This window comes from Duganella sp. HH101 (genome assembly GCF_001758795.1).
Taxonomy (GTDB): domain Bacteria; phylum Pseudomonadota; class Gammaproteobacteria; order Burkholderiales; family Burkholderiaceae_D; genus Rugamonas; species Rugamonas rivuli.
In genome coordinates, this window is the sequence record NZ_LRON01000014.1 from 108,117 (window position 1) to 132,145 (window position 24,029).

Here is a 24,029-nt window from a genome sequence, read left to right on the forward strand (position 1 = left end):
CTCATGCTAGCTCCGGCGCCGGGTTCTCGACCGCGGGAAAATAGTCGCGGCCGCGCGTTCGATACGGCAGATGCGCGAAATCCATCGACAGCGCCGCGCCGGTTTCGACGATGTGGCAGTCGGTGGACAGCGCCTGGAATTCCGCGTAATAGTGATGGCTGGATTTCACGGCGATCACCTGCGCCTCGTGCAGCGGCACGCCCAGTCCGGTGAACGCGCTCGGCGACAGGGTTTGCTGGCGCCGGCTGATCAGCACGATGTCGGTGGCGCCAGCGCGCACCCATGCCGCCCGTCCCAGCGGGTCGCTCATGCCGGCGGTCTGTTGCGCATGACGCACGGCGATCGCCCGCACCACCACCGCCACTTCCAGCGGCTGGCCCGATACAGGGCCAGCCTTGCCACCTATGCGCAGATGCAAGTGCGCGCCGACGCCGGCCGCATGGCACAGCTCGACCGCCTCGGGATCCCACAGCATGCCCACCGCGCTGCGCAGCGCGGGCCGTTGCAGCAGGGCCGCCAGCAAAACCGTGTGGTCGCACGGCGCGCCGCCGCCCGGATTATCGCCCGCATCGGCAACGATCAACGGCGCCGCGCCGGCGGGCAGCGCCGCCAGCGCCTGATCGATGCTCTGCAGCGTAGGCCGCAACGCGTGACGCAAGCGGTAGAAGCGCTGCGCCAGCTCCTGGGCCACGCTGGCGGCCAGCGCGCTGTCGCCATCGGCCACCACCAGCACCTTGCTGCCGGCGTCGGCCACATCGCCCCACGGGAAGCCATGCACCAGGCTGGCCGACAGGATGCCGGGGCGGCGCTCCGCCTCGTACAGGGCGGCGACCAGTCCACGCATCGGTTCCGATGTGGTGGGATAAAAACCAACCATGCGGCAATCGACCACGGCCATGACGGGCTTGGTCGCGCCGCTGGCGGCAGCGCGGCACAGTTCGAACAATTCAATCGCCCGCTGCTCGAAATCGGTATGCGGATACTCGCGCATCAGCACGATCGCATCGGCGTGCGTCGTCATGGCGGCGCTGAGATGGCAGTGCGGATCCAGTTCGACCCCGATCACGCAGCCGGCGCCGACGACCTCGCGCACCGCGCGCAACAAGTCGCCTTCGCAATCGTCCACGCCTTCGGCGGCCATGGCGCCGTGCAAGAACAGCAGTGCCATGTCCAGCGGCATCGCCTGCCGGACCCGCTCGACGAGTTCGTCGCGCAACTGGGCATACGTGGCCGCAGGCACGCGGCCGGCCGGTTGCGCCATCGCGTACAAGCCCTCGTGCAATTCGTCGCCGTAGTGCTGCGCCAGACGGCGCCACTGGCCGCCGATCGCGCCGGTCTCGGTCAAGGCGGCGGACGTGATGGGGCCGCGCACGATGCCGAGCTCCTCGAACGCCGCCATCGTGGTGGGAAAGGTGGAAAACGTGTTGGTCTCTGTGACCAGTGCGGAGGTGAAGATTTTCATTGAACAGCTTCCTTATGCCAGAACGCGCGCAGGCGCGAAGTCAGTAACAACAGCATCAGCAGCGCGGCGACCAGCGGCAGCACCGGCGCGCCGATCCACACCACCACCAGGCGCGACAGCGCGGCGGGCGGTGCGTCCACGCCCAGTCCGCCGACCCAGTCCAGGCCGAATCCAACCACGATGCCGCCCAGGGACTGGCCCAGTTTTTCCGCCGAAAACAATATGCCCAGATACATGCCCAGGCTCTCGCCCTCGCCCGAGGATTTGGTGGCCGCTTCCATCGCCAGCGTCGAGATCAGCACGGTCAGCACGCCGAACGCCAGCCCGAACACGACCGAGGCGGCGATCATTGGTCCGTTGCTACGTGCCACCGCCGTCAGCCACGCAACGCCGGCCAACGCCGCCAGCAGCGCGCCGCCCAGCACCGTCTGCGGCGCCACGCGCCGCGTCAGCCACGGCGCCGCCGTCACACCGGCCAGCACCGACAGGAAAATCGGCGTCAGCAGCAGCGACAGGTTGTCCGGCTGCGCCCGCAACAGGTGCTGGTTGGCGTACGGCAGCGCCGCGAACAGCGCCGTGCCGCTGGCGCCCAGCAGCACGAGCAGCATCACGACGCAATAAAAGGCGCGGTTGCGCAGCGTGCGCCGCAGCGCCGGCAGCAGGGACAGCGACGCTTCCGCGCTGGCACCATCGCGCATCGGTACGCGACGCACCACCAGCCAGCAGGCGCCGCTGGCGGCTATCGAGGCCAGGCCCAGCACCAGCGCCATGCCCAGGTAGCCACCATGGAAGGTCTTGAAGCCCGACACCAGCTGCGGCGCCAGCACCGACACCGCCAGCCCCGCCACCGTCTGCCCCAGCGCGCGCGCCGACATCAGCGTGCTGCGGCCTGCCATGTCGGCGGCGATGTCGCCGGCGATGGCCGTGTGGGCCACCGCGAACACCGTCAGCATCAGCGATTGCAGCACCAGCAGCACGCCAAACGCCGCCACCCGCAACGGCAGCGCCAGGTCGGTCATCGGCAGGAACATCAACACGCTCAGCACCGGCAGCGCACACGCGATCAGCATCAGCAGCAGACTGCGGCTGCCCAGTGCGCGCGCCCAGGCATCGGCACGCCGGCCCAGCCAGGGGTCGAGCAACAGGTCGGCGAACTTCGGCAGCGCCAGCAGCACGCCGGCGACGCCGGCCGGCACCTGCGCGTACTCGGTCAGGTAGTACAGGAACAGCAGCGGCACCACGCCGGAGGCCAGCGTCGCGCCGAGCGGGCCGGCGCCGAAGCCGGCCGCCATCAGGCGCGCAGGCGGACGTAGCTCAGCCATGGACGCGCCCCTCGGCCAGGTTCAGGCCGCGGGTGCGCGCGGTATCCAGCACCAGCCGGCGGCGTTCGCCCGCCGCGCCGTCCAGGCGCAGCGTGCCCGCCAGCGGCACCGCCGGATCGTCGCAGCTGAGCAGGCAGACGTCGGCCAGCAGCGGCTCCAGCTTGTAACTGTTGCGGCCGTAGAGGCCGGCAATCCGCATGCTGCCCGGTTCGGACTTGATCACGATGTCGGCGCCCAGTTCCGTGCTGACCCAGTTGCCCGCGAACGGCGCCAGCGTCAGCGCGGCCCGGTCCTCGGCAACCACCCGTTCGCAGCGCATGCGCTGTCCCTGCTGGGTGACGTCGATGGCGTGGACCTTGCCTTCCGCGTCGCGCAGCGCCGTCACTTCCAGCACAATCACCGACAGCAGATTGATGCGCAAGGTATCGCCGCTGCCCTGCTGCAGCGGCAGCGGCATGCCGAAGTCCTTCAGGCACAGCACGCCGTCCTGCAGCACGATGGCAAAGTGGCGGCCGCTGGCGCGGCAGTAGTAGTCGCCGCCGTAGCTGTCGATCAGCGCCGGGTCGGCCGGCGCCGCGGCCGCCTCCAGCGTCTCGTCCAGCAAGGCCGCCAGCAACTGCTCCGCCAGCGCCGGGGCCGCCTTGTCGCTGCGGTTGGTGATGACCACGATCTGGATGTCGTGCTCGGGCGCCGCCAGCATCTGGCAGCTGCCGCCGACCACGCCGCCGGCGTGGTGCACCAGCGTCACGCCGCGCCACTGCTCGCGGATCAGGCCGAAACCGTAGGGGGTGACATGGCCATTGTTGAGTTCGGTTGGCGCCAGCATTTCCATCGACAGCGAGGCCGGCCACAAGGTCGGCGCCAGCAGGTGCGCCAGCCAGCGCTGCATGTCGTCCAGCGTGGAGGCGACCCCGCCCTCGCCCAGGATCACCGACGGGAAGATGCCCTTGCCGAAGCTGCCGTCCGGCCGCGCGATGTGGGTGGCCGCGCTGCCAGGCAGCGGATCGAGATCGCTGCTCCACAGCGAGGTGTCGTGCATGCCCAGCGGCTCGAACAGGTGCTCGGCCATGGCTTGCGCCAGCGGCATGTCGAGCACCCGTTCGATGACCATCGACAGCATGCGATAGCCGCCGTTGTTGTAGATGAACTGGGCCCCGGCGGCGAAGTTGTCGTCGTGCTGGCGGCACTGGTAGTCGAACGCCGCCTCACCCGGCGCCAGCACCATGCCATTCGACAGCAGCGACAGGTCGAGGTAGTCGCGGGTGCCGCCGGTGTGGTTCATGAATTGCCGCAGCGTGCGCCGGCCCTGGGACGGCGGCAGTTCCGGCAACCAGCGCGACACCGGCTCGTCGATCGACAACTTGCCCTGGTCGCGCAGCAGCAGCGCCAGCGTGCAAGCCAGATGCTTGGTGGTCGAGCCGATCCGCATCTTGGTCGACGGCGTGTTGACCAGGCCCGATTCCAGGCTGGCCAGCCCAAAGCCGCCGCGCAGCAGCGATTTGCCGCCGCGCCGCACGCTGACGATGGCGCCAGGTGCACCGGCGCCAGCGCCGGCGAAGTCGTTCATCACAGCTGCCAGTTTTTCGATTTCAGTGTTAGCCATTGCATACTCTTTCAAAGTAAAATAAATAATCATTCATTTTTAATGTCAGCCATGCCCAAAAGAGATGAGCGCCATATGGCCTCGATGCGCAAACAGATACTCACTGCGGCCCAGATCGTCTTCGAGAAAAAGGGCGTGCACGCGGCTACAATGAGCGACGTCAGCACCCAGGCCGGCCTGTCGGTCGGCTCCCTGTACGTCCACTTCCGTTCCAAGGAAGAGGTGCTGCTGCAGCTGATCGACTCCGGCGTCAACGGCGAGCCGTTCGACGCCTGCACCACGGCGGGCGAGCTGCTCGGTCTGGTCGAGGCCATCCTGCAGGCGCTGGAGGCACCGGGTTCGGCCAGCCAGGCGGCGTGCACCGCGCTGGAAGTGGCCGCCATCGCGCGCCGCAACGCCGAGGTGCAGGCGGTGGTGGTGCGCAACTTCGCGCGCCTGCGTGACGCGGTGCTGGGGGCAACGGCGCGCGTCGCCAGCGGCGGCGGCACGCTCGATGCGCAGGTCGTCGGCGAGGCGCTGCTGTCCCTGCTGCTGTCGGCACAGGCGCAGATGCTGATCGGCGTCCCCACCTGCACCGACGCCAAACTGAAGGTGGCGCGCCTGTTGATCACGCAACTGCATGGGGCACCGGTGCGGGTGAAGCGCTATACGGCGCCGCTGCGGCCGACAGCATCGGACTGAACGCCGACTCGGCGTAGCTGATGCAGCCACCGTGGTAGAGCGCGGCCGGCGTGGTGTCGCTGGCCATGAACAGGGGCGCGTCGAGGTCGACCAGGTCGGCGCCCTGGGCCGCGATAAACGCCGGCAGCAGCGCCATCGAACGGCCGCCCATGCAACCGATCATCACGCGCAGGCCGCGCCGCCGCGCTTCGGCCGCAAGCGCCAGCGCCTCGCTCAATCCGCCGCATTTGTCGAGCTTGATGTTGGCCACCTGGTAGCGCGCCTGCACACGATCCAGATCGGCCATGGTTTGCAGCGATTCGTCGGCGGCCAGCGGGATAGGCGCGCGCATCCGCTCCAGCGCGCTGTCGGCGTTGGCCGGCAATGGCTGCTCGATCAGCTCCACGCCGTTATCGACCAGCACCGCCATCATGCGGTCGAGATGTTCGAGCGACCAGCCTTCATTGGCGTCGATGGACAGCCTGACATCCGGCCGCACCTTTCTGACGGCGATCACGCGGGCCGCGTCCTGGTCGCCGCCATCGAGCTTCAGCTTGAGCGCCCGGGCAGACGGCAGCGCCAGCGCCGCCTGCGCCATCTGCTGCGGCTCGGCGACGCCCAGCGTGACCATCGTGACCAGCGGCCGCACGCGGGCAAGGAAGGCTTGCCGGTAGGTGGGCTCGCCGCGCGCGGCGGCGGCCAGTTGCCAGCAGGCCCAGTCCAGCGCATTGCGCGCGCCGCCCGGCGCCATCCGGCGCACCGTACCCCAGACGCCCAGCAAGTCGGCGGGCAGGTCCGGCAGCAATGCCTCGATCTCGCGCCGCATGCTGGCGCCGCTGTCGCCGCGGTAAAAAACTCCCGCCGCTTCGGCATGCGCCACATGCGGCCCATCGTGTACCGCGATGCGCAGCACGGATTGACCGGTGAGGGTGCGGCCGGCTATCCGCAGCGGCTGCTTGAACAATACCTCGTCGATAAAAGTTTCGATCTGCATGGTGGTATGAACTCCGTATCTCACTTGAAGGACTTGCTGAGCTGCAGGCCGAAGGTGCGCGGCGCGATCAGATTGATCCGGCCCGGGCCGCCCAGCGAACTCAGGGTGGTATCGGCCGCGGTCTGGCCGCGCCGGTCGCCCAGGTTGCGGATGAACAGCGACAACGCGAATTGTTCGAACTCGATGCCGCCGCGCAGATCGATGGTGGCGTAGCCGGGCATGCGATACAGCGGCGTGCCGGGCGCGGCGGAGAAGGTGTTGAAGCGCTCGCCGGTGTAGCGTGCGGTGGCGCCCACATAGGCGTCGCGGCCGCCGAGCTGGAATTCGTGGTCGGCCTGCAACGCGGTCGACACACGGGCAGTGTCGGGCAAGCGTTCGCCAGCCTTGCCGCCCAGATCCGGGCTGGCGTCGAGCAGCTTGGCGTCGATGACGCTGAGCGCGGAGGACAATCGCCAACCGCTGATAGGCGCGCTGCGCAAGGTCCACTCCAGCCCCCTTGAGCGGGCGCTGCCGGCGTTGCTGATGCCGCCGAAGCCGCCGCCACCGCTGAACACCTGCATGTTTTTCCAGTTGATCTGGTACAGCGCCAGTTCCGATGCCAGCAGGTTCGGCAGCAAATCGCCCTTCCAGCCCAGCTCGTAACTCCACAGGCTGTCGGAGCGGAAGGCGGGCTTGTTCAGCGGCTCGCCGGTCAGCGGATTGCGGATCACGGGCAGGGGGCCGCCCGGGCGGTAGCCGCTGGCCACGCGCGCGTACAGGGCATGCCGGGCGGCGGGCCGCCAGCGGGCGGTCAGCAGCCAGGTGGTCACACCTTCGGACGAATCGGCCGCCGGCTGCGACGCCGGCGCGAACAGCCCGCTGAGCTGATTGTCGAGATGCTGGCGGTTCTGGCTGCGGCGCACGCCCAGCGACAGGTCGGTCTGCTGGCCGGTGTAATACGTGCCGGTGCCGAACAGCGCCGCCTCGCGGAAAGTGGAGGGAAACGTGGCGTCGAGCAGCAGCGGCGCGACAGGCTGGCGCGCTGCATTCAATGGATCCATGTGCTGATTCTTGGAACCCTCTTCGCTGGTGTAGAAGGCTCCGGCCAGCCACTCGAATATCTTGCTGCGCGGTGAAGTCAGGCGCACTTCCTGGGTCAGCTTGCGGTTGTAGAACGAATAGTCCAGGGCGTAGCCGGCGGCGTTGATGCCGGCCGCGCCCAGCAAGGGCACATAGAAGGCCGATGGGTCCATCCGGCCATGGTTGGTGGAACGCTGCCAGCCGCTAATGACGTCCAGCGTGGCCCATTTCAGGTCGGCTTTGATCGCCATCGAAACAAGATCGTTGCCCACGTCGACCGGCTCGGAGATAAAGCGCCGCATGGTATCCGGGCCATCGACCGGCTGCATCGTAGCCAGGTTCATGTCCTCGGCAGTAGAGCCGTCGTGGCGCTGGCGTTGGCTTAAGGCGGTGACGCGCAGCGACAGGTCTTTATTCGGGGTGAGCAGGAAGGCGAGCCGACCGCCCGAGGTGGTCGAGCCATCGGACGCACCGCCGGGATGATTCAAGTCGCGGATGAAACCACCGTCCGCGCGCTGGTAGAGCGTGGCCCGCAGCGCGGCTACGCCCGGCTTGAGTGGCGTGTTGACCACGGCACGCAACACGTGGCCGGATTCGCCGCCCTGCTTGCGTGACAGCTCGCCCGTGGTTGCCACGCTGAACTCGCCGGAGTCGGGTTCGACTGCGGCATACTTGATCAAGCCGCCCATCGCGCCCGCACCGTACAGCGTTCCCTGCGGTCCGCGCAGCACCTCCACATTGGCCAGGTCGAACAGGCCCAGGTCGAGTGCGCTGGAACCGCCGCCCGCATACGCGGAGCTGGAGCCGAACGGCACATCGTCGATATACATGCTGACCGTGGCGCCGACCTGCGAGCCGGTGGTGACGCCGCGCATAGTGATCTGGCTCTGGCCCGTGGCGCCGCCCGCCTGGTTGAGATTGACACCCGGCAGCAACGCCGCCAGGTCGCCCAGGGATTGATAGCCGCCGCGCTCCAGCGCCTCGCCTTTGACCACGTCCACACTCAGCGGCACTTCGCGCGCCGGTTCGCGGCGGCGCTGCGCGGTGATGGTAACGATCTCGATCGGGTCGCCAGTGGCGCTCGCCGTTGGCGCGGTGACAGCCTCGGCAGCAGGCGGCTCGGCCCAGGCCGCCATCGGCAGCGCGCCGCACGCTACCGCCAGGGGGAGATATGTCAGTTTCAATTTCGAGCCAGAACCACGGTCACACGTACGCATCGTTGTCTCCATAATGAATGAACATTCGTTTTTTTTTGCGATTATGCGCGTGTTATTGCGGGCAGCGCAAGCGATATTTGCTTACCCGAATCGGTGCCTGTTGTACGTGGAAACATCTGACGGCCGGTTCGAAAACGGCAGCCGACCGGCCCCGCTATGGGCAGCGCTTGCGCTGCCGCAGACTCCAGTCACGGTTTCAGCCGTAGCATGGGCCAATCATGGTCGATAAAAAAATTATCAATACGGTTTATAAAATTTCCGACAGACGCGGTAATGGCCTGCTACGGCGCGAAGTCTGGATCAACGGAAAAGGACAGGTAACGCGCTACAACCTGGCGTATATTAATCACGACTTGTATCAGCGGGACAACGGCAGAGTGATCGGTTACGACAACGCCCATGGCGTCCATCATCGGCATCGAATGGGTGTCGTGGAGCCTGTGGAATTTACGAACTTCGACGATATTGATGCGCGCTTCCAGCAAGACTGGCAAGCGCTATTGGGGAAGAAATGAATACCGTGATTCTTAATCTTGCAAACGACGATGACTTCTTTCGGCACGGAAGGCGAATTGCCCAATTAGCCGATCAACAGAAAGAACTGTGCGCAGAAAACACTGTCAGCTTCGAAGACCCTGCCGACCTGCTCAAGTTACTGACGTCCCACCGCCTGGCGCTACTCCGCACCATCAAAGATCACCCCGGACCGATAGCCGCTATTGCAGAGCGTCTAGGACGTACTCCAGATGCCGTACAGCGCGATGTTGACGAATTGGAAATTCTCGGTTTGGCCCACGTGGCGCAGCAAGTAGTCCGCTTGACAGCCGAGCACATCAAACTGGAAGCCATACTGGTCTGATCCAAAAACCACGCTTGAATATGCGTAAATATTCCTCCCGAGCGCAGCGCCGGCGGCGCGGCATCGCGCTACACTAGCCGCTCGCCCACCTGCCTGAGGAATCGAGACATGACACGCAAAACCGCTGCCGATTTTGACCCGGAAGTATTGAAGCTGTTCGACCAGTACGTACACGGCGGCATCTCGCGCCGTGATTTCCTGTCGTCGGCGACGCGCTATGCGGTGGGCGGCACCACGGCCGCCGGCCTGCTCGCCACGCTCAGCCCCAGCTTCGCCGCCCCGCTCGTCAACGCGGACGACCGCCGCATCAAGGCCCGCTTCGTCGAACTGCCTTCGCCGCAGGGCAACGGCACGGTGCGCGGCTACCTGGTCTCGCCCGCCGATGCCAAGGGCAAGCTGCCACTGGTGCTGGTGGTGCATGAGAATCGCGGCCTGAATCCGCACATCGAAGACATTGCCCGCCGCCTGGCGCTGGACGGTTTCATCGCCTTCGCGCCGGACGCCTTGTTCACCCTGGGCGGCTACCCCGGCGACGAGGACAAGGCGCGCGCGCTGTTCGGCAAGCTGGACCAGCCCAAGACGCGCGCCGACTTTGTCGCCGCCGCGCGCTGGCTGCAACAGCAACCTGAGGGCAACGGCAAGCTGGGCGTGGTCGGCTTCTGCTTCGGCGGCGGCATTTCCAACTATCTGGCCACGCAGTTGCCGGAACTGGCGGCGGCCGTGCCTTTCTACGGCGGGCAACCGGCGGCGGCGGACGTGGCGCGCATCAAGGCCCACCTGCTGATCCACGACGCCGGCAACGACGAGCGCATCCGCGCCGGCTGGCCCGCCTACGAGCAGGCGCTGAAGGATGCCGGGGCGACATATCAGTACCACGTGTATCCGGGCGTCGAACACGGCTTCAACAACGACACGACGCCGCGCTACGACGCCGCCGCCGCCAAGCTGGCCTGGCAGCGTACGACCGACTTCTTCCGCGCACGGTTGGTTTGAGAAAGGCTGCGGCCTATTCGTATTTGGCCGCCAGCCGCTGCCACTCGGGATCGTCCTTGAGCTGCCGGATCACGGGGGCGATGCTGTCGTGGACCGCCGCTTTGGAACGGGGCACCAGGAAGCGGCGCTCGGTCACGCGTGCCGGCAGTTCGTGCAGCTGGAACTTGTCGGCCGCCACCGCGTGCACCTTCAGGTAGTAGCGCGCGATCGACTCGGCGACCATCACGCTGTCCACCCGCCCGAGCCGCAGTTTCTCCAGGTTGTTGTCGTCGCTGATGGCGTCGCTGCGGACCAGTCCCTGCTGCTGCATCCACGCCTCCAGACCAGGATAGCTGTAGCCGAGCGCCATGCCGATCGTGCGGCCGCTCAGCGCACCAGGCTTGGACGCGCTGTAAGCCTGGCCCGCCGGCAGCACGATGACATAACGGTCGATGGCGAACGGCACCGTCCACAGGTATTTTTTCTGCGCGGCGTCGTTGAACCATTCCGGCATCATGCCGATGACGATGCCGTCCAACTCGCCCCGCTCCACTTGCAGCTGCAAGCGCTTGCGCGGCAGATAGATCAATTTGAAACTCAGCTGGCCGAGTTTTTTGCGGTTCAGATACGCCACCATGTCGGGATAGATGCCGCCGCCGCCGATCACCAGGGGCGCGACCCGGGCACTGGTATAAACATTGACGACCTCCCCCCGCGCCGCTCCGTGAAGCACGCCCAAGCTCAGCATCGCCAGTGCCGTCAGGAACTTTTTCATGATTGAAATATAGCACGTCACCAATTTAAGTCCGGCCTAACCTTACCACCCGCCGGCTTGCTACAATGGCCGGATGCGCAACGTCCTGGCCCTCTTTGTCGCGGTGATTTTCGTGCTGTACAGCTCCATGCTGGCAGCCGCGCCTGCGCATGCCTGCTGCAAGAGCGCCGATTGCCCGGTGACGCAGTGCGTGGCGGCCGATTGCCTGCCGTCGGCGATGCCGGCGGCCCTGGGCGATGTCGCGCTGCCGGCTACGCCGCCCGCCAGTATGGCGGCCCAATGCCCCGCCCCCGCCATCCTGCCTGCCCCGCCGACCAAAGTGTGGTGTCCTCCCGACTGACGGTGAAAGTGTTTTCGATCAAGCAAACAACTTTTACTTTTATAAGGAAACACCATGAAAACCATCATCATCAAAGCGTCGGCCGTGACGGCCATCCTGCTGGCATCCGCCGGCGCCTACGCCAGCACCATGGATTGCTGCGGCGGCCTGGAGTGCTGCATCAAGATGCTGGCCTGCTGCTTCTAAGCGCTAGGCTGATGTAAAGAAAGGGCCCCGCGGGGCCCTTTCTTCATGTTAGGACTTGGCGAAGGCCAGGAAGTCGGCGTTGAAGCGGTCCTTGTGCGTATCGGTCAAGCCGTGCGGCGCGCCCGGGTAGACGATCAGCTTGGCATGCTTGACGATGGCAGCCGAGGCTTTGCCGGCGGCATCGATCGGCACGATCTGGTCGTCGTCGCCGTGGATCACCAGGGTAGGCTTGTCGAACTTTTTCAAGTCCTCGCGGAAGTCGGTCTCGGAGAAGGCCTTGATCGAGTCATAGGTATTCTTGTGGCCGGCCTGCATGCCCTGCGCATACCAGGCCTGGATGATGCCCTGCGAAGGCTTTGCGCCCGGACGGTTGTAGCCGTAGAACGGACCCGAGGCGATGTCCAGGTACAACTGGGCGCGGTTGGCGACCGAGCCGGCGCGGATGCCGTCGAACACTTCCATCGGCAGGCCGCCCGGGTTGGTGGCGGTCTTCAGCATCAGCGGCGGCACAGCGGAGATCAGGCCCAGCTTGGCGATGCGCTTGGTGCCGTGACGGCCCACATAACGCGCCACTTCTCCGCCGCCGGTCGAGAAGCCGGCCAGGATGATGTTCTTCAAATCCAGCGCTTCGATCAGCTGCGCCAGGTCATCGGCGTAGTGGTCCATGTCGTTGCCGTCCCAAGGCTGGCTCGAACGGCCGTGGCCGCGGCGGTCATGGGTGATGACGCGGAAACCGTTGTTGGCCAGGTGGAAGGCAGCCGATTCCCAGCTGTCGGCGTTCAGCGGCCAGCCGTGGCTCAGGATCACCGGCTGGCCGGCGCGCGGGCCCCAGTCCTTGTAATAGATCTCGACGCCGTCGCGGGTGGTGATGGTGCTGCCCGTTTTGCTGACTGCGCCACCATGAATCGCCGGTGCGGCCTGTGCGCTGCCACCGGCAAACGCGGCCAGCGGCACCGCCACGGCGGCGACTGCTGCACCGGCGCCACCGAAGATGGCGGAGCGACGGGATGGGTTCACTGCTTGGTCTTGGGTAGTTTTGTTCATGATGGACTCCATTTTAGTTAGTTAACGATTTAATAGGAAACTACGTTTTTACATTCTTACTGGCGATTCTTGCGCTGCCCATGTGCTCAATATATATCGCACGCTATTTAATAGCAAGCTATTTCAATCAATTCTTTTACAGCAACTTCTTCCTTTTAGTTGATACTTGGCTACAAGGGCCTGTGCTACAGTGCTTTGCACGTTTGGCCTTGCGATGGGTTGAATCTTAGGCCAGCCGGCACGTTTGCGGAACAGACAGCCCTGCAAGCTGACTTTGCAAAAATGCAGACCGCCCCACGAAACGACATCCTCCATGCCCTCAAATACCGAATTCGACTGGAACGACATCCCGCTGATCCTGACGCTGGCGCGCAGCGGCAGCATGAGCGCCACCGGCCGCCAGCTGGGCGTGGACGCCTCGACCATCAGCCGCCGCATCGCCGCCGCCGAAAAAGCCCTGAAACTGCGCCTGTTCATCCGCGATAACACCGGCTACCAGCTGACCGACGCCGGCCAGGTCTTCGTCCAGCACGGCGAAGCGGTCTACGGCAACGTCCAGAGCATGTTGCAAGCCTCCACCCAGCAGGCCGACGCCACGGCCGGCCCGGTCAACATTACCTCGATCGACTTCCTGTTCGACTACTGGCTGCTGGACCACGTTCCCGCCCTGCTCGCGCAGCATCCGCACCTGCAGCTGACGCTGCAGGCGGAAAACCAGAACCTGTCCTTCACCCGCCGCGAGGCCGATTTCGCCCTGCGCCTGGGCAAACCCGGCGAGGATGCGGCGCTGGTGATGCGCAAGCTGGGCGATCTCGGCTTCGCCGTCTATGGCCACGCCAGCTTCGCCGACACGCCGCGCGCCTGCTGGGGCACCCGGCCGTGGATCGCCTACGACGACGCGCTGGCCGGCACCGGCGAGATGCAGTGGCTGGCGCAGATGGACCCGCAGCCGAACAAAGTATTGAAGGTGAACAGCCTGAGCACGATGGTGCGCGCCTGCCGCGCCGGCGTCGGCATGGCGCTGCTGCCCTGCCTGCTGGGACAGCAGGAGGGGCTGGTGCGCATCGGCAGCGGCGTCGAGGTGCAGCGCGATATCTGGCTGCTCAGCCATCGCGACGCCGGTTCCATCGCCCGCTTCAAAACCGTCTCCGCCTGGCTGACCCAGCTCTACGCCAGCAATCAAGACCTGCTGTGCGGCGCAGTTTCAAACCGCTAATCCGCATTCTGACCCCTCGTTTTTGCAGTTCGTCACATCCCGATGGATGTACAGGGGCCCCTTGTCTATAGTTCACTCAACGCAAGACAAAACGCAGTGAACCACACAACCCAAGGAGCTCAAAATGAACATCGCCAAAAACATGGAAGCCATCTTCGTCGCAGCAATCGTCGTCGCCAGCGCCACCTCGTTCGCCACCGCAGCCGTACCGGCCATGCACAGCGCAGCCCCAGTGGCAGCCGTCGCCGCCAAGGCCGACACCAGCAAAATGCAGGTTGTCACCGTCAGCGCCAAACGCCTGACCGCCGCAGAAAAAGCAGCACTGTAATCCCCGCAGCAAACCTCGAACAACGACGGAGCGCATCATGAAAAAATATCTGCAGGCTGCAATGCTGGCCACGGTACTGAGCAGCGGCGCAAGCGCCGCGCTGGCGGCCGATGTGATCAGCGAGAACCGCAGCGTCGATGCGCGTGCCGTCAACATCGACCTCGATGGCGTCATCAGCCTCAAGGTCAAGCAAGGACCAGTCGCGTCGCTGACTCTATACGGAGAGGCTGACGCGCTGAAAAAAGTGACGGTGGAGCAGACGGGCGATACCCTGCACATCGGCACAAGCAAGATGCGCAGCTTCAGCTTCGGCAACAAGCAGTCGCTGCGCGCGGAATTGACGCTGCCGAACCTGCAGCAGATCGTGTCAGGCGGCGTCGGTTCGACCGAAGTCGCAGGCTTCAGCGGCGACAAGCTGCGCCTGACACTGGATGGCGCAGGTTCGGTGAAGGTCAACAACGCCCAGTATCGCAACGTCGACGTCAAGCTGGGCGGCGTCGGCAGCATGACCGTCAACACCGGCAACAGCGACAACGTCGATCTGAATCTGCACGGCGCCGGCCATATCGAAATGACCGGCCAGACCAGGCAGCTGCACGCCACCCTGGGCGGCGTGGGCGGCCTCGATGCGCAGGCGCTGCACGCCGACACCGTGGACGTCAACATGACAGGACTGGGCAGCGCGTCGGTGTACGCGAAGAACAGCGCGAATATGAAGTTATCGGGCATGGGTTCGGCCAAGGTGTACGGCAACCCGGCCAGTCGTAACGCCAGCGCCCGCGGCATGGGCAGCATCAGCTGGCAGTAAAGAATGCGGTAGTCCGCAGCAGGAAACACATGGGTGTGTTTTTACCGTCCGCGAGGGTCACTCCTCCCGGACGGTTTTTTTTACTTCAGATAGCGGGCCTGCGCGACGTCGTGCCCCAGCACGATGCGCATGTCGGCGTAGGCCGATTTTCCGCTGTGCGCCTGCAGCGGCAGCCCCAGTCGCTGCGCCAGCGTCTGGGCCAGCAGCTGCTGGTCGCGCTGATACTCGATGCGGCTGAGCGGCACCACGAAAGGCCGGACGTTGGTCAGGCGCGTGGCCTTGATGCCCTCCGCGTCGAGCGTGCGCGCCAGCCGCGCGGCGGCGCCGGCGATGCCGTTGCCGTTGCTGATCTCCAGCCGGACGCCCGGCGGCGCGGGTGCGGCGACGGCATTGGCATTGGCATCAGCATCGGCATCGGCATCGGCGCGCGCAGCTGCGCCGATGCGCAGCACCTCCACCAGCGCCGCGCCGATCTGCCGCACCTCTGTGCGCGGCATCGACGCATCGAGGGCGGCCCTGGCCTGCGCCGCGCCCTCCTTCAGCAGCATGTAGTCGCGCTGCACGTCGTGGGCGCGCAGCGTGGCCGCCTGTTTGAACATGGTCGCCGCCCGCTCCCGCTCTCCGCCGGCTTCCAGCGCCGCGCCCAATTGCTCCCAGCTTGACGCATCGGTCGGCGCCTGCAGGCAGGCCCGCTCCAGCGCCGTCAGGGCTGCACTGCGCGTGTCCGGCTCCGGTACGGGAGCGGGTGCGGGCGCCATGCCGCTGCACGCCATCAGCAATGCGCCTGTGCACGCGGCGCCCAGTACGTGTTTCATCATCGTCTCCTATTGGCCCAGCATGGTCGGCAGCATCCGGTAAATCTGGATGCCCGCGGGTCCGATCAACACCAGCATCAGCGTCGGGAAGATGCAAAAGATCAGCGGGAACAGCAGCTTCAACGCGATCTTGGCTGCGGCCTCCTCGGCGATAACGCTGCGCTTGCTGCGCAGGTTATCCGAATGCACCCGCAAGGACTCGCCCATGCTGGTGCCGAAGCGCTCCGACTGGATCAGCATCGCCACCAGCGTATCCACATCCTCGACGCCGCTGCGCAGGGCCAGGTTGCGCAAGGCCTTCTCCTTGGTGAAGCCGGCGCGCATTTCCATCAGCACCAGTTGCAGTTCCTGCGCCAGCGCCACGCTCTTGATGTGGATTTCCCCCGCCACCTTGGCCAGCGCGCGCTCCAGGCTCAGGCCCGCCTCCACGCAGACGGTCAGCAGATCCAGCGCATCGGGGAAGTTTTCGAAGATCTCGCGGCTGCGGCCGGCCGCCTTGCGCGACAACACGACGTTCGGTATGTAGTAGCCGATGGCCGCCGTCATTAGCAGCAGATGGAGATAGAGCTTGTTCAGCACCCCCTGCAGCGCGGCCGCGCCCAGCACCGCCACCACGGCCGGCAGCCCGAGCGCCAGCAGCGTCTTGGCGGCGAAGTACAGCGACGGCGCCGCTGCGCTGCGCCAGCCGGCGTTCATGAAACGGGTGCGCAGCGGCGAGCGCTCCCAGCCCTCCTCCGGCAGCGACATGCGGGAAAAAGGCCGCGCCGCCTGCGCGACCTTCTCCACCCAGCCCCCCTCGGCCGGCGACGAGGATACGGACGTGCCGATAAAATCGCCGAGCCGCTCGCGTATCGGCACCGACGAAAAACTGAGCAACGCCACCAGCGCGATGCACACCACCACCGCGAAGACGATCACGAGGAAAACAATCTGCCGGATGTCCATGCCCCGCTCCTCACACCCGTATGCGTATCAGCTTGCGCATCCACAGCACGCCGCCGCAAGCCATCGCACAGGCGTACCACGTCATCTGCACGCCTACCGGATCGGTCCACAGCACGCGGATGTAGGCGGGATTCAGCACCACCATCACTCCCAATACGCCCAACGGCAACAGGCCCAGTATCCAGGCCGACATCCTGCCCTCGGCCGACATCACACGCACCTGCGCCAGCAAGCGCAGGCGGGAGCGTATCAGGCGGCTGATGTTGCCGAGGACTTCAGCCAGGTTGCCGCCCGACTCGCGCTGGATCAGCACCGCGATCACCAGATAGCGCAGATCGGTCAGCGGTACGCGCATCGCCAGGTTGTGCAAGGCTTCGTTCATCGGCACACCGTAGTTGATCTCCTCGTAGGCGAACTTGAATTCGCCGGCAATCGGCTCCGGCATCTCCTCGCCCACCATCTGCATGACGTTGGCGAAGGAGTGGCCTGCGCGCAGCGCCCTGCCGAGAAAGTCCGCCGCCTCCGGCAGCTGCACCTCCAGCTTGAGCAGGCGCGCACTGCGCGTGCGCATCAGCACCAGCCAAGGCAGCGACAGCGACAAGGCCAGCAGGCCGGTCGCCGCCATCGCCGGCATCGACAATAGCGACAGAACCAACAAGCCGCACGCCAGCATCGCCAGCGTGCAGCAGAGGAACTGCGACACCGACCACTGCACGCCAGCCTGCAACAGCAAACGGTCCAGCAGGGCCAGGCGGCCGACCCGGCGCAGGATTTTTTCCAGCGTCGGGTTGCGGCTGTAGCTGCGCTGCTTGAGGATATCGATCCGCTCGCCGCCGCGCTCACCGCGCGCCGCCATCAACCGCAGGCGCTTGGCGATGCGCCGCGCACCGCCGCCGTGGGCGCTCGACCACCACAGCCAGGCGCCTTCGATCATCAGTATCACTGCGGCGAACAGCAGCACCGCGAAAGCCGTGAAGAGCGTGTCCATGCCGCTACTCGTAGATCTTGTCGGGATCGAACACCGAATCCGCCACCGGCACGCCGAACATGCGCAGGCGGTCGGCGAAACGCGGCCGCACACCGGTGGCGGAGAATCTGCCCTGCACCTTGCCGTTCGCGTCCACGCCCTTTTGCTCGTAGCGGAAGATCTCGTGCATGGCGATCACGTCGCCTTCCATGCCGGTGATTTCCTGCAGGCTGACCAGTTTGCGCGTGCCGTCGGTCAGCCGCGACACCTGCATCACCACCGTCACGGCGGAACAGATCTGCTGCCGCGTGGCGCGCGGCGTCAGGTTCAAGCCGGTCATGCCGACCATGTTCTCCAGCCGCGACAAGGCGTCGCGCGGCGTGTTCGAGTGGATCGTGGCCAGCGAGCCTTCATGGCCGGTGTTCATCGCCTGCAGCATGTCGAGCGCCTCCGGCCCGCGCACCTCGCCGAGGATGATGCGGTCCGGCCGCATGCGCAGCGCATTGCGCACCAGCGAACGCTGATTGACCTCGCCCTTGCCCTCGATGTTGGGCGGCCGCGTCTCCAGCCGCACCACATGCGGCTGGCGCATCTGCAGCTCCGCCGCATCCTCGATGGTGACGATGCGCTCCGCCGCCGGAATGAAGCCGGACAGCACGTTCAGCATGGTGGTCTTGCCGCTGCCGGTGCCGCCGGAGATCAGGATGTTGACCTTGGCCTGGCCCAGCGCCTTCAACACCTCCATCATCGGCGGCGTCAGGCTGCGGTAGTCGAGCAGGTTCTGCACCGTCAGCGGATTGACGGAGAAACGCCGTATCGACAGGATGGGTCCATCGATCGCCAGCGGGGGAATGATGGCGTTCACGCGCGAACCGTCCGGCAGCCGCGCATCGACCATCGGGCTGGACTCGTCCACGCGGCGGCCCACGCGCGAGACGATCTTCTCGATGATCTTCATCAGGTGGGCGTTGTCGTTGAAGGTGACGTCGGTCAGCTCCAGCCGTCCGGCGCGTTCGACGTAGACCCTGGCGCAGGTGTTGACCAGGATGTCGGACACACCGGGATCGGCCAGCAGCGGCTCCAGCGGCCCGAAGCCCAGCATCTCGTGCTGGATGTCGAGCACCAGGCTATGCCGCTCGTGCTGATTGAGCACGATGCGCTCTTCCTCGATGATGCGCTGGACCAGCAGCGCCAGCTCGTGCTTGAACTGCTCCGGCGTCAGCCGCTTCAGGCGCTCCAGGTCGATGCGGTCGAGTATCGTCTGGTGCATGCTCTTCTTCAGCTCCAGATACGCCGCCGCGGCCAGGCCCGGCGGCCCGTTGACGCCCGGGCGATTGTCGTCGGCGGTCGCCAGTCGTTCGCGTAAGCTCATGTCATCCTCCTCAATCGTTGTCGTGGCGGCCGAACAGGCGGTCGAACAGGCCTTTGCTTTCCGAGACCCGGCGCGCCGTCACCAGCTCCACCAGCTCGGCGAGGCTGCGCGCCACCGCGCTGCTGCGCGACAGCTGCAGCACCGGTATGCCCTGGTTGACCGAATCCGTGGCCGACAGATAGTCGTTGGGCACCGTGTGCACCACGTCCGCGCCCAGCGCCTGCTCCAGGTCCATCAAGCGCAGCTTGCCGCCCTTTTCGTAGCGGTTGACGATCAGGCGCGTGCGCTCGCTCGGATAGCCCAGCGAACGGAAGATGTCCAGCAGGCGGCGGCCGTCGCGGATGTCCGGCAACGCCAGCTGCAGCACCGGATGGATGGTGTCCGCCTGGTCCAGTGCGCGCAGCGAGATGGCGTCGATCTGGCGGCCGACATCGAGCACGATGAAGTCGTAGTGTTGCCGGGCCAGGCGCAGGATGGCGTCCATATGTTCGGGCTTCATGTCGACCGCGTGGTTGGGATCGTCGGCCGCCGCCAGCACGCCGAAGTTGGAGGCCACGTGCACCAGGCAGGAATCGAGGAAGGAGCCGTCCATGCGGCTGATCTGCGCGCAGATGTCGGACAGCGTCATCGTCGGCTTCTGGTCCGACACGTACAGCGTGGCGTCGCCGAACTGGCCGTGCAGGTCGATCAGTAGCACCTTCTTGTCGGCCAGCGCGGCCAGCGCGTAGCCGAAGTTGGTCGACAAGAACGTCGCGCCGCTGCCGCCCTTGCAGGAGATGAAGGCCAGCACCTTGCCGTCGCGCGTCTGGCTGACACCCGTCGCCACCTCGATGCGGCTCATCGCTTCGTGGAAGGCGCTGTGCACCAGCGGCAGTTGCAGCACCTCGCGCATGCCGGCGCGCATGGCGCGGATCAGCAGGTCCTGCTGCGGCTCGCGCGTCAGCAGCATGAACGACGACGCGGCATACAGCTTGCCCAGGCGCTCGATAAGCTCCGTCTCGTCCTGCGCGGCGTCGCTGGCGTCGACGATCACCAGGTCCGGCGCCTCCGACAGCTGGCGTTCGACCGCGTCGCGCAGGCCGTTGCGCGACGCCACCAGCTGCATCGGCGGCATGCGCGCGGAGCCTTGTGCGGCGACTTCGGCGTGCAGCAGGCTGTCCCTGCTGATCATCAGTGCTTTCATGATCGCTCCTCGTGGTGCGGCTACTTGGCGCCGCTGACGCCGATGGTGAATGCGGACGGCTGCGGCGACGGTTCGCTGCTGGCCTTCTGGTAACGCTCGTAGGCGGCGTGCGCGGCGCGGCCATCCATGCCGGAGACCGGATCGCCATTGCGGCCCGCGTCCGCATGCATGACCTGCTGCGCCAGCGTGGCGCGGGCGGCGACGCCGAAGTTGCGGTCCCAATGCGGCGTAGTCGGCGTGGTTTGCAGGGCGCACGCTGCCAGCGTGCATGCCAGTGGCAGGCTAATTAGATGTCGCATCGTCGTATCCCGGTTATTTGTGGTCGGTGCTTTGGGCCGGCGGCCCTTCCATACGGCCTTCGAGGAACAGCTGCGCGCGGCTCGGCGTGGTGATGTCGTCGGTCGGCAGCCTGTAGTCCGCCGGCAGCGGCTTGAGTTCGACCGTCGTGGCGGCGCGGCGCGTGGTAATCAGCGGTAGGATGGCGCCGCCCGAAATACCCGCGGCGGAGACGCCGATGCCCTCGCGCGACAACTCCGATACTTCCGGCGCGACACGCAGGTTGATGCGGCCGCCGGCCAGCACCGTGGGAGTGAAGCGCAGGCCGACGCCGAACTCCTTCTCCGCCAGCGTGATCTTGTTGTTGTCCTGCGCGACCGGGATAAGGATTTTTCCGCCCGCCAGAAAGCTGCCTTCCTGGCCGCTGATCGCCATCACCGTCGGTTCGGCCAGGATGCGCACCAGGCCATCCTGCTTCTCGGCGGAGATGCCGGCGTGGTTGCCGCCGGCCTTGCCGATGCCGAGCAATCCTTTCAGCGTGCCGGACACAAAATTCGATGCCAGCGCGGTGGTCCAGCTGCCGCCGCCGAACCTCAGCGCCAGGTCGCTCTCCAGTTTGTCCAGCAGCGTTTTGGAGACCTCGGCGATTTTCACTTCCAGCATCACCTGCTGCGGCGCGCCGACATTGAGCAGGTTGACGATGCGCGCCGCGCCGGCGGTGGACGGCGCCGATGCGGGCGACGCTGCGGCCGCACCGCCCTTGTCGCCCCTGGCCGCCTCCAGCGCCTGCGCCGGCCGCCGCACAAACGCGGCGGCCAGGTCCAGCACGCGCGCCGCCGTTTGCACATCGTCGACGGTGCCGCTGATGACCAGCGTGTCGCCGGCGGCACTGACCTGGATGTCTTTTTGCGCGGGCATCAGCGCGGCCAGCGCGTTCTGCAACGCGGCGGGATCGACGCCGACCGCCACCTCGATCACATTGCACATGCCGCTGCGGCCTTGCACGATCATATTGCTGCTGCCGATGTCGACGCCGACCACGTACAGCGTATCCGGCGCCACCAGCATCGCCTGCAGCACGGCCGGATTGCCGACGCTGCGCGCCTGCACCGCTTCGGGCATGCGCATCAGCGTCGACTTGCCCAGCGCGAGCGTCAGCTTGCCCGGCGTCGCCGCCTGGCCGCCGCAGCGCAGGCCCACGGCCTCGCGGTTCGCCTGCGGTTGCTGCGGCGGTGCTTCCAGCGCAGCGACGGCTGCGGCGGCGCCGTTGGCCGGGACGCCTGCGGCAACCTGCACCTGGCTGGCCGCCGCGATCAGCAGCACGTATCGTAGCGTCCTCATGGCGCGCTCACAGGCATTCCTGCGTGCGCTGCACACCGGCGATCACGCCGACGCAGGAACGGTTGCGCGGCGCCGTCTGCGCCAGCTGCGCGCGCGGCTTATCCGCGGCGGCGGGCGTTGCGGCCGGCGCGGGGGCAGGCGCGGCCACCCTGGCGATGCCGAGCAGGCTGAATTTGGTCGCGCCGTCCGTCACGCCGGGGCGCGGATCGACCTGGTTGCGCAGCACCAGCGACAAGCTGCCGACGCTGCGCGCCAGGTCGATATTCTCGGCCTGCGCCGGCGTCACCTCCAGCGTAACCGCGTTGACCACGCGCGGCTTGGTCTCGTCGCGTCCCACTTCCTGCGCCACGGCCAGCACCAGTATCCGTTCCAGCACGATCTTGGAGATCGCGTTATCGCTGCCGGATGCGGCGGCCTGGGTGTTGACGATGATGTCGACGAAGTTCCCCGGCAGCGCAAACCCGGCCACCCCCACCACATCGTTCACGCGCACCGTGATGGCCCGCTTGCCTTCCGAGATCAGCGCCGACAGGCCGCCGAGCGTGCCGGCCGGCGCCAGCTTGGCCTCGCTCAGCGGCTCGTTGCGCAGCACGCTGGTTTTCAGCACGCGCCCGACCAGCCGCGCACCGTCGCGGATGGCGCCGTGCGGCAGGCTTTCGGCGGGCCAGTCTATCGTCATCAGCATCTCCGGCGTCAGGCGCTGGCCCAGGTTCACGTCGGTAGCGGCGACGACGATCTTGTTGGCCGACGCCGGCGACTGGCGCAGCAGCCAGCGCGAGGCCAGGCCCACGGCCACCAGTCCCAGCACGATAGCCAGCGCCATCATCATCAGTGCGCGCTTGTTGTTCATGCTATGCGCCGTTGCAGCTGGTCGATCGCATCGCCTGCGGCGGCCGCCGGTTCGCAGGTGGCGAACATGCTGATCCAGGCCTGCTCCAGCGCCGCCACGCTGAGGCGCGCGGGCTCGCCCAGGAAGCCGGCGAAATCGCCGATGCGGCCGATGATCTCGCGCGGATAGCAGGCCAGCAGCGGCAGGCCACTGCCCGCGTGCAGCACGTCGATCAGATGGCGCAGCGCCGCTTCGTCGAACACCACGCCCATCGTCACGCACTGTTGGCGAAACAAGGTGCGGTAGCTGGCGCCGTCCAGCGGGCCGACCGGGATCTTGTAGCCGATGCGGCGCAGCGCCGATGCGTCGAGCAGCGCCTCCGGCGCCAGGCTGGTGGCGAACACCAGCTGCATGTGGCACGGCACGCTGAAGTGGTAGCCGCCGGCCAGCGCCAGCTGGCTGCGTTCCAGCTCGCGCGCCTGCGAGAAGCGGTTCAGCAGATCGGCGGCGGACATGCGCTGCCGGCCCAGGTCATCGACGATCAGCAGGCCGTTGTTGGCCTTCAGCTGCGGCGGCGAGCGGTAGCTGCCGCTATGGCTGTCCGGCTGCAGCTCCAGCATGTCGGCACTGAGGTCGGCGTCGAGCGCCACCACGGGCCGCTGGCACAGCACCCAGCGCGGATCGCTGCTGCGACGCTCCGGCGACGGCCGCAATGCACGCAGGTGCTGCGGCGTCGGCGCGCGATGCAGCAGCGCGTCGTAGACCTGGACGATCTCCTGCCCCACCACCAGCGCATGCGGCACCGCGATCACGCCCTGCTGCAAACTCCCCAGGCGGCGCGCCAGCACCGACTTGCCGCTGCCGGACGGCCCATGCAGCAGCACCGTGCGGCCCGCGTACATGGCCGCGCCCAGCATGCGCTGCACGGCGGGGCTGAGGAAATCGTCGGCGAATTCGGCCGCCAGTTCGTCGGCGCACAGCTGCGGCACCTGGGCGGCCTGGCGCTCGACCACGGCGCGATAGGCTTCCAGCGTCACCGGCGCCGGGCCAACGTAGGGACAGCGGTCCATCCAGGCGCTTGCGCGCAGCCGTCCCGCCGCCGTCAGCTGGTACTGCACGTCGATGTCCGACTCGCCGCGCCAAGCCACTTCGACCACGTGTTCGGCCAGCATGAACTCGAGCACCTCGCGCAGCACGTTGATCGACAGGTGCAGCCGCGTGGTCAGCACCGGCAGATGGCTTTTGCCGTTGACGAAAATGGCCTTGGCGATCAGCTCGACGATCAGCTGCTGCGACAAGCCGGTGTCGCGCACCGATTTCGGCTGCGCCGGCAGCTCCCCGGCCAGGCCGGCATCATGGGCGGAGGAAGGCGATTCGACTGCGAGCATGGCGGTCTCCAGCGGTGAATTAGTTACGTTGAGGAATCAAGTCTATCGGCCCGCACTTTGTGGACATT

General features: G+C 66.4%; 25 protein-coding genes. 9 read left to right on the forward strand and 16 right to left on the reverse strand.

Going from position 1 to position 24,029, the window contains the following annotated elements; translation table 11 throughout:
• Position 1: 1 nt before the first annotated feature.
• From DUGA2_RS21390 to DUGA2_RS21400, 3 genes are read right to left on the reverse strand one after another with little or no spacing between them, the layout of a single operon-like run.
• Positions 2 to 1,462: a M81 family metallopeptidase gene (locus DUGA2_RS21390; protein ID WP_070271499.1), complete on the reverse strand. Its 1,461-nt coding sequence runs from the start codon at positions 1,460 to 1,462 to the stop codon at positions 2 to 4.
• Entirely contained in the window at positions 1,459 to 2,784 is a 1,326-nt protein-coding gene (locus DUGA2_RS21395) for an MFS transporter (protein WP_070271500.1), read from the reverse strand. Before DUGA2_RS21395 ends, DUGA2_RS21390 begins: the two co-directional genes overlap by 4 nt.
• Positions 2,777 to 4,387 (reverse strand): serine hydrolase, encoded by a 1,611-nt coding sequence (locus tag DUGA2_RS21400; protein WP_168167809.1) that lies wholly within the window; start codon positions 4,385 to 4,387, stop codon positions 2,777 to 2,779. Before DUGA2_RS21400 ends, DUGA2_RS21395 begins: the two co-directional genes overlap by 8 nt.
• 75 nt (positions 4,388 to 4,462) lie before the next feature.
• Here DUGA2_RS21400 and DUGA2_RS21405 point away from each other — a divergent pair, with 75 nt between their 5' ends.
• A complete protein-coding gene (locus DUGA2_RS21405; RefSeq protein WP_070271502.1) occupies positions 4,463 to 5,068 on the forward strand; it encodes a TetR/AcrR family transcriptional regulator in 606 nt (201 codons plus the stop codon).
• Here DUGA2_RS21405 and DUGA2_RS21410 read toward each other — a convergent pair.
• A complete protein-coding gene (locus DUGA2_RS21410) occupies positions 4,995 to 6,041 on the reverse strand; it encodes an enolase C-terminal domain-like protein (protein WP_070271503.1) in 1,047 nt (348 codons plus the stop codon). The genes DUGA2_RS21405 and DUGA2_RS21410 overlap by 74 nt on opposite strands.
• A 20-nt stretch (positions 6,042 to 6,061) precedes the next feature.
• On the reverse strand, positions 6,062 to 8,284 hold the full coding sequence (locus DUGA2_RS21415) for a TonB-dependent receptor (protein ID WP_168167810.1): 2,223 nt from the start codon (positions 8,282 to 8,284) through the stop codon (positions 6,062 to 6,064).
• 251 nt (positions 8,285 to 8,535) lie between these two features.
• Between DUGA2_RS21415 and DUGA2_RS21420 the strand changes: the two genes are divergently transcribed.
• The 3 genes from DUGA2_RS21420 to DUGA2_RS21430 all read left to right on the forward strand — a co-directional run bounded on the left by DUGA2_RS21420 (position 8,536) and on the right by DUGA2_RS21430 (position 10,169).
• Positions 8,536 to 8,832 (forward strand): DUF6516 family protein, encoded by a 297-nt coding sequence (locus tag DUGA2_RS21420; protein ID WP_070271505.1) that lies wholly within the window; start codon positions 8,536 to 8,538, stop codon positions 8,830 to 8,832.
• Positions 8,829 to 9,176, forward strand: coding sequence for a transcriptional regulator (locus tag DUGA2_RS21425; protein WP_070271506.1), 348 nt, complete (start codon positions 8,829 to 8,831; stop codon positions 9,174 to 9,176). Before DUGA2_RS21420 ends, DUGA2_RS21425 begins: the two co-directional genes overlap by 4 nt.
• A 108-nt stretch (positions 9,177 to 9,284) precedes the next feature.
• Positions 9,285 to 10,169: a dienelactone hydrolase family protein gene (locus DUGA2_RS21430; protein WP_070271507.1), complete on the forward strand. Its 885-nt coding sequence runs from the start codon at positions 9,285 to 9,287 to the stop codon at positions 10,167 to 10,169.
• A 13-nt stretch (positions 10,170 to 10,182) separates the two neighbouring features.
• Here DUGA2_RS21430 and DUGA2_RS21435 read toward each other — a convergent pair whose 3' ends face one another.
• A complete protein-coding gene (locus DUGA2_RS21435; RefSeq protein WP_070271508.1) occupies positions 10,183 to 10,923 on the reverse strand; it encodes an ABC transporter substrate-binding protein in 741 nt (246 codons plus the stop codon).
• Between the two features lie 73 nt (positions 10,924 to 10,996).
• Between DUGA2_RS21435 and DUGA2_RS21440 the strand changes: the two genes are divergently transcribed.
• Complete coding sequence (locus DUGA2_RS21440; RefSeq protein ID WP_070271509.1) at positions 10,997 to 11,263, forward strand: hypothetical protein; 267 nt, start codon at positions 10,997 to 10,999, stop codon at positions 11,261 to 11,263.
• A gap of 54 nt (positions 11,264 to 11,317) precedes the next feature.
• A complete protein-coding gene (locus DUGA2_RS34820) occupies positions 11,318 to 11,449 on the forward strand; it encodes a hypothetical protein (protein ID WP_286162315.1) in 132 nt (43 codons plus the stop codon).
• Positions 11,450 to 11,497: 48 nt separating this feature from the next.
• Here the strand turns inward: DUGA2_RS34820 and DUGA2_RS21445 are convergent, their stop codons facing one another.
• Positions 11,498 to 12,493 (reverse strand): alpha/beta fold hydrolase, encoded by a 996-nt coding sequence (locus DUGA2_RS21445; RefSeq protein WP_070271510.1) that lies wholly within the window; start codon positions 12,491 to 12,493, stop codon positions 11,498 to 11,500.
• A gap of 313 nt (positions 12,494 to 12,806) precedes the next feature.
• Between DUGA2_RS21445 and DUGA2_RS21450 the strand changes: the two genes are divergently transcribed.
• From DUGA2_RS21450 to DUGA2_RS21460, 3 genes are all read left to right on the forward strand, one after another.
• On the forward strand, positions 12,807 to 13,709 hold the full coding sequence (locus tag DUGA2_RS21450) for a LysR family transcriptional regulator (protein ID WP_070271511.1): 903 nt from the start codon (positions 12,807 to 12,809) through the stop codon (positions 13,707 to 13,709).
• A 124-nt stretch (positions 13,710 to 13,833) separates the two neighbouring features.
• The gene (locus tag DUGA2_RS21455) at positions 13,834 to 14,037 is read left to right on the forward strand and encodes a hypothetical protein (protein ID WP_008443885.1); all 204 of its coding nucleotides are present in this window, start codon (positions 13,834 to 13,836) and stop codon (positions 14,035 to 14,037) included.
• 37 nt (positions 14,038 to 14,074) lie between these two features.
• Positions 14,075 to 14,845, forward strand: coding sequence for a GIN domain-containing protein (locus DUGA2_RS21460; RefSeq protein ID WP_070271512.1), 771 nt, complete (start codon positions 14,075 to 14,077; stop codon positions 14,843 to 14,845).
• An 80-nt stretch (positions 14,846 to 14,925) separates the two neighbouring features.
• Here the strand turns inward: DUGA2_RS21460 and DUGA2_RS34070 are convergent, their stop codons facing one another.
• From DUGA2_RS34070 to DUGA2_RS21505, 9 genes are read right to left on the reverse strand one after another with little or no spacing between them, the layout of a single operon-like run.
• On the reverse strand, positions 14,926 to 15,660 hold the full coding sequence (locus tag DUGA2_RS34070; protein WP_070271513.1) for a LytR C-terminal domain-containing protein: 735 nt from the start codon (positions 15,658 to 15,660) through the stop codon (positions 14,926 to 14,928).
• A gap of 9 nt (positions 15,661 to 15,669) precedes the next feature.
• Positions 15,670 to 16,605, reverse strand: coding sequence for a type II secretion system F family protein (locus DUGA2_RS21470; RefSeq protein ID WP_070271514.1), 936 nt, complete (start codon positions 16,603 to 16,605; stop codon positions 15,670 to 15,672).
• Between the two features lie 10 nt (positions 16,606 to 16,615).
• On the reverse strand, positions 16,616 to 17,593 hold the full coding sequence (locus DUGA2_RS21475; RefSeq protein ID WP_070271515.1) for a type II secretion system F family protein: 978 nt from the start codon (positions 17,591 to 17,593) through the stop codon (positions 16,616 to 16,618).
• Positions 17,594 to 17,597: 4 nt separating this feature from the next.
• Entirely contained in the window at positions 17,598 to 18,944 is a 1,347-nt protein-coding gene (locus tag DUGA2_RS21480; RefSeq protein ID WP_070271516.1) for a CpaF family protein, read from the reverse strand.
• A gap of 10 nt (positions 18,945 to 18,954) precedes the next feature.
• Positions 18,955 to 20,127: a CpaE family protein gene (locus DUGA2_RS21485; protein ID WP_070271517.1), complete on the reverse strand. Its 1,173-nt coding sequence runs from the start codon at positions 20,125 to 20,127 to the stop codon at positions 18,955 to 18,957.
• Positions 20,128 to 20,147: 20 nt separating this feature from the next.
• Positions 20,148 to 20,426, reverse strand: coding sequence for a hypothetical protein (locus tag DUGA2_RS21490; protein ID WP_083296403.1), 279 nt, complete (start codon positions 20,424 to 20,426; stop codon positions 20,148 to 20,150).
• Between the two features lie 13 nt (positions 20,427 to 20,439).
• Positions 20,440 to 21,744, reverse strand: a complete 1,305-nt coding sequence (locus DUGA2_RS21495) for a type II and III secretion system protein family protein (protein WP_070271518.1) — start codon at positions 21,742 to 21,744, stop codon at positions 20,440 to 20,442.
• A 7-nt stretch (positions 21,745 to 21,751) separates the two neighbouring features.
• Complete coding sequence (gene cpaB / locus DUGA2_RS21500; RefSeq protein WP_070271519.1) at positions 21,752 to 22,594, reverse strand: Flp pilus assembly protein CpaB; 843 nt, start codon at positions 22,592 to 22,594, stop codon at positions 21,752 to 21,754.
• Positions 22,591 to 23,961 carry an ATPase gene (locus DUGA2_RS21505; protein ID WP_070271520.1) on the reverse strand — a complete coding sequence of 457 codons (1,371 nt, stop codon included), beginning with the start codon at positions 23,959 to 23,961 and terminating at the stop codon, positions 22,591 to 22,593. The genes cpaB and DUGA2_RS21505 overlap by 4 nt, the downstream gene beginning before the upstream one ends.
• Between the last annotated feature and the right edge of the window lie 68 nt (positions 23,962 to 24,029).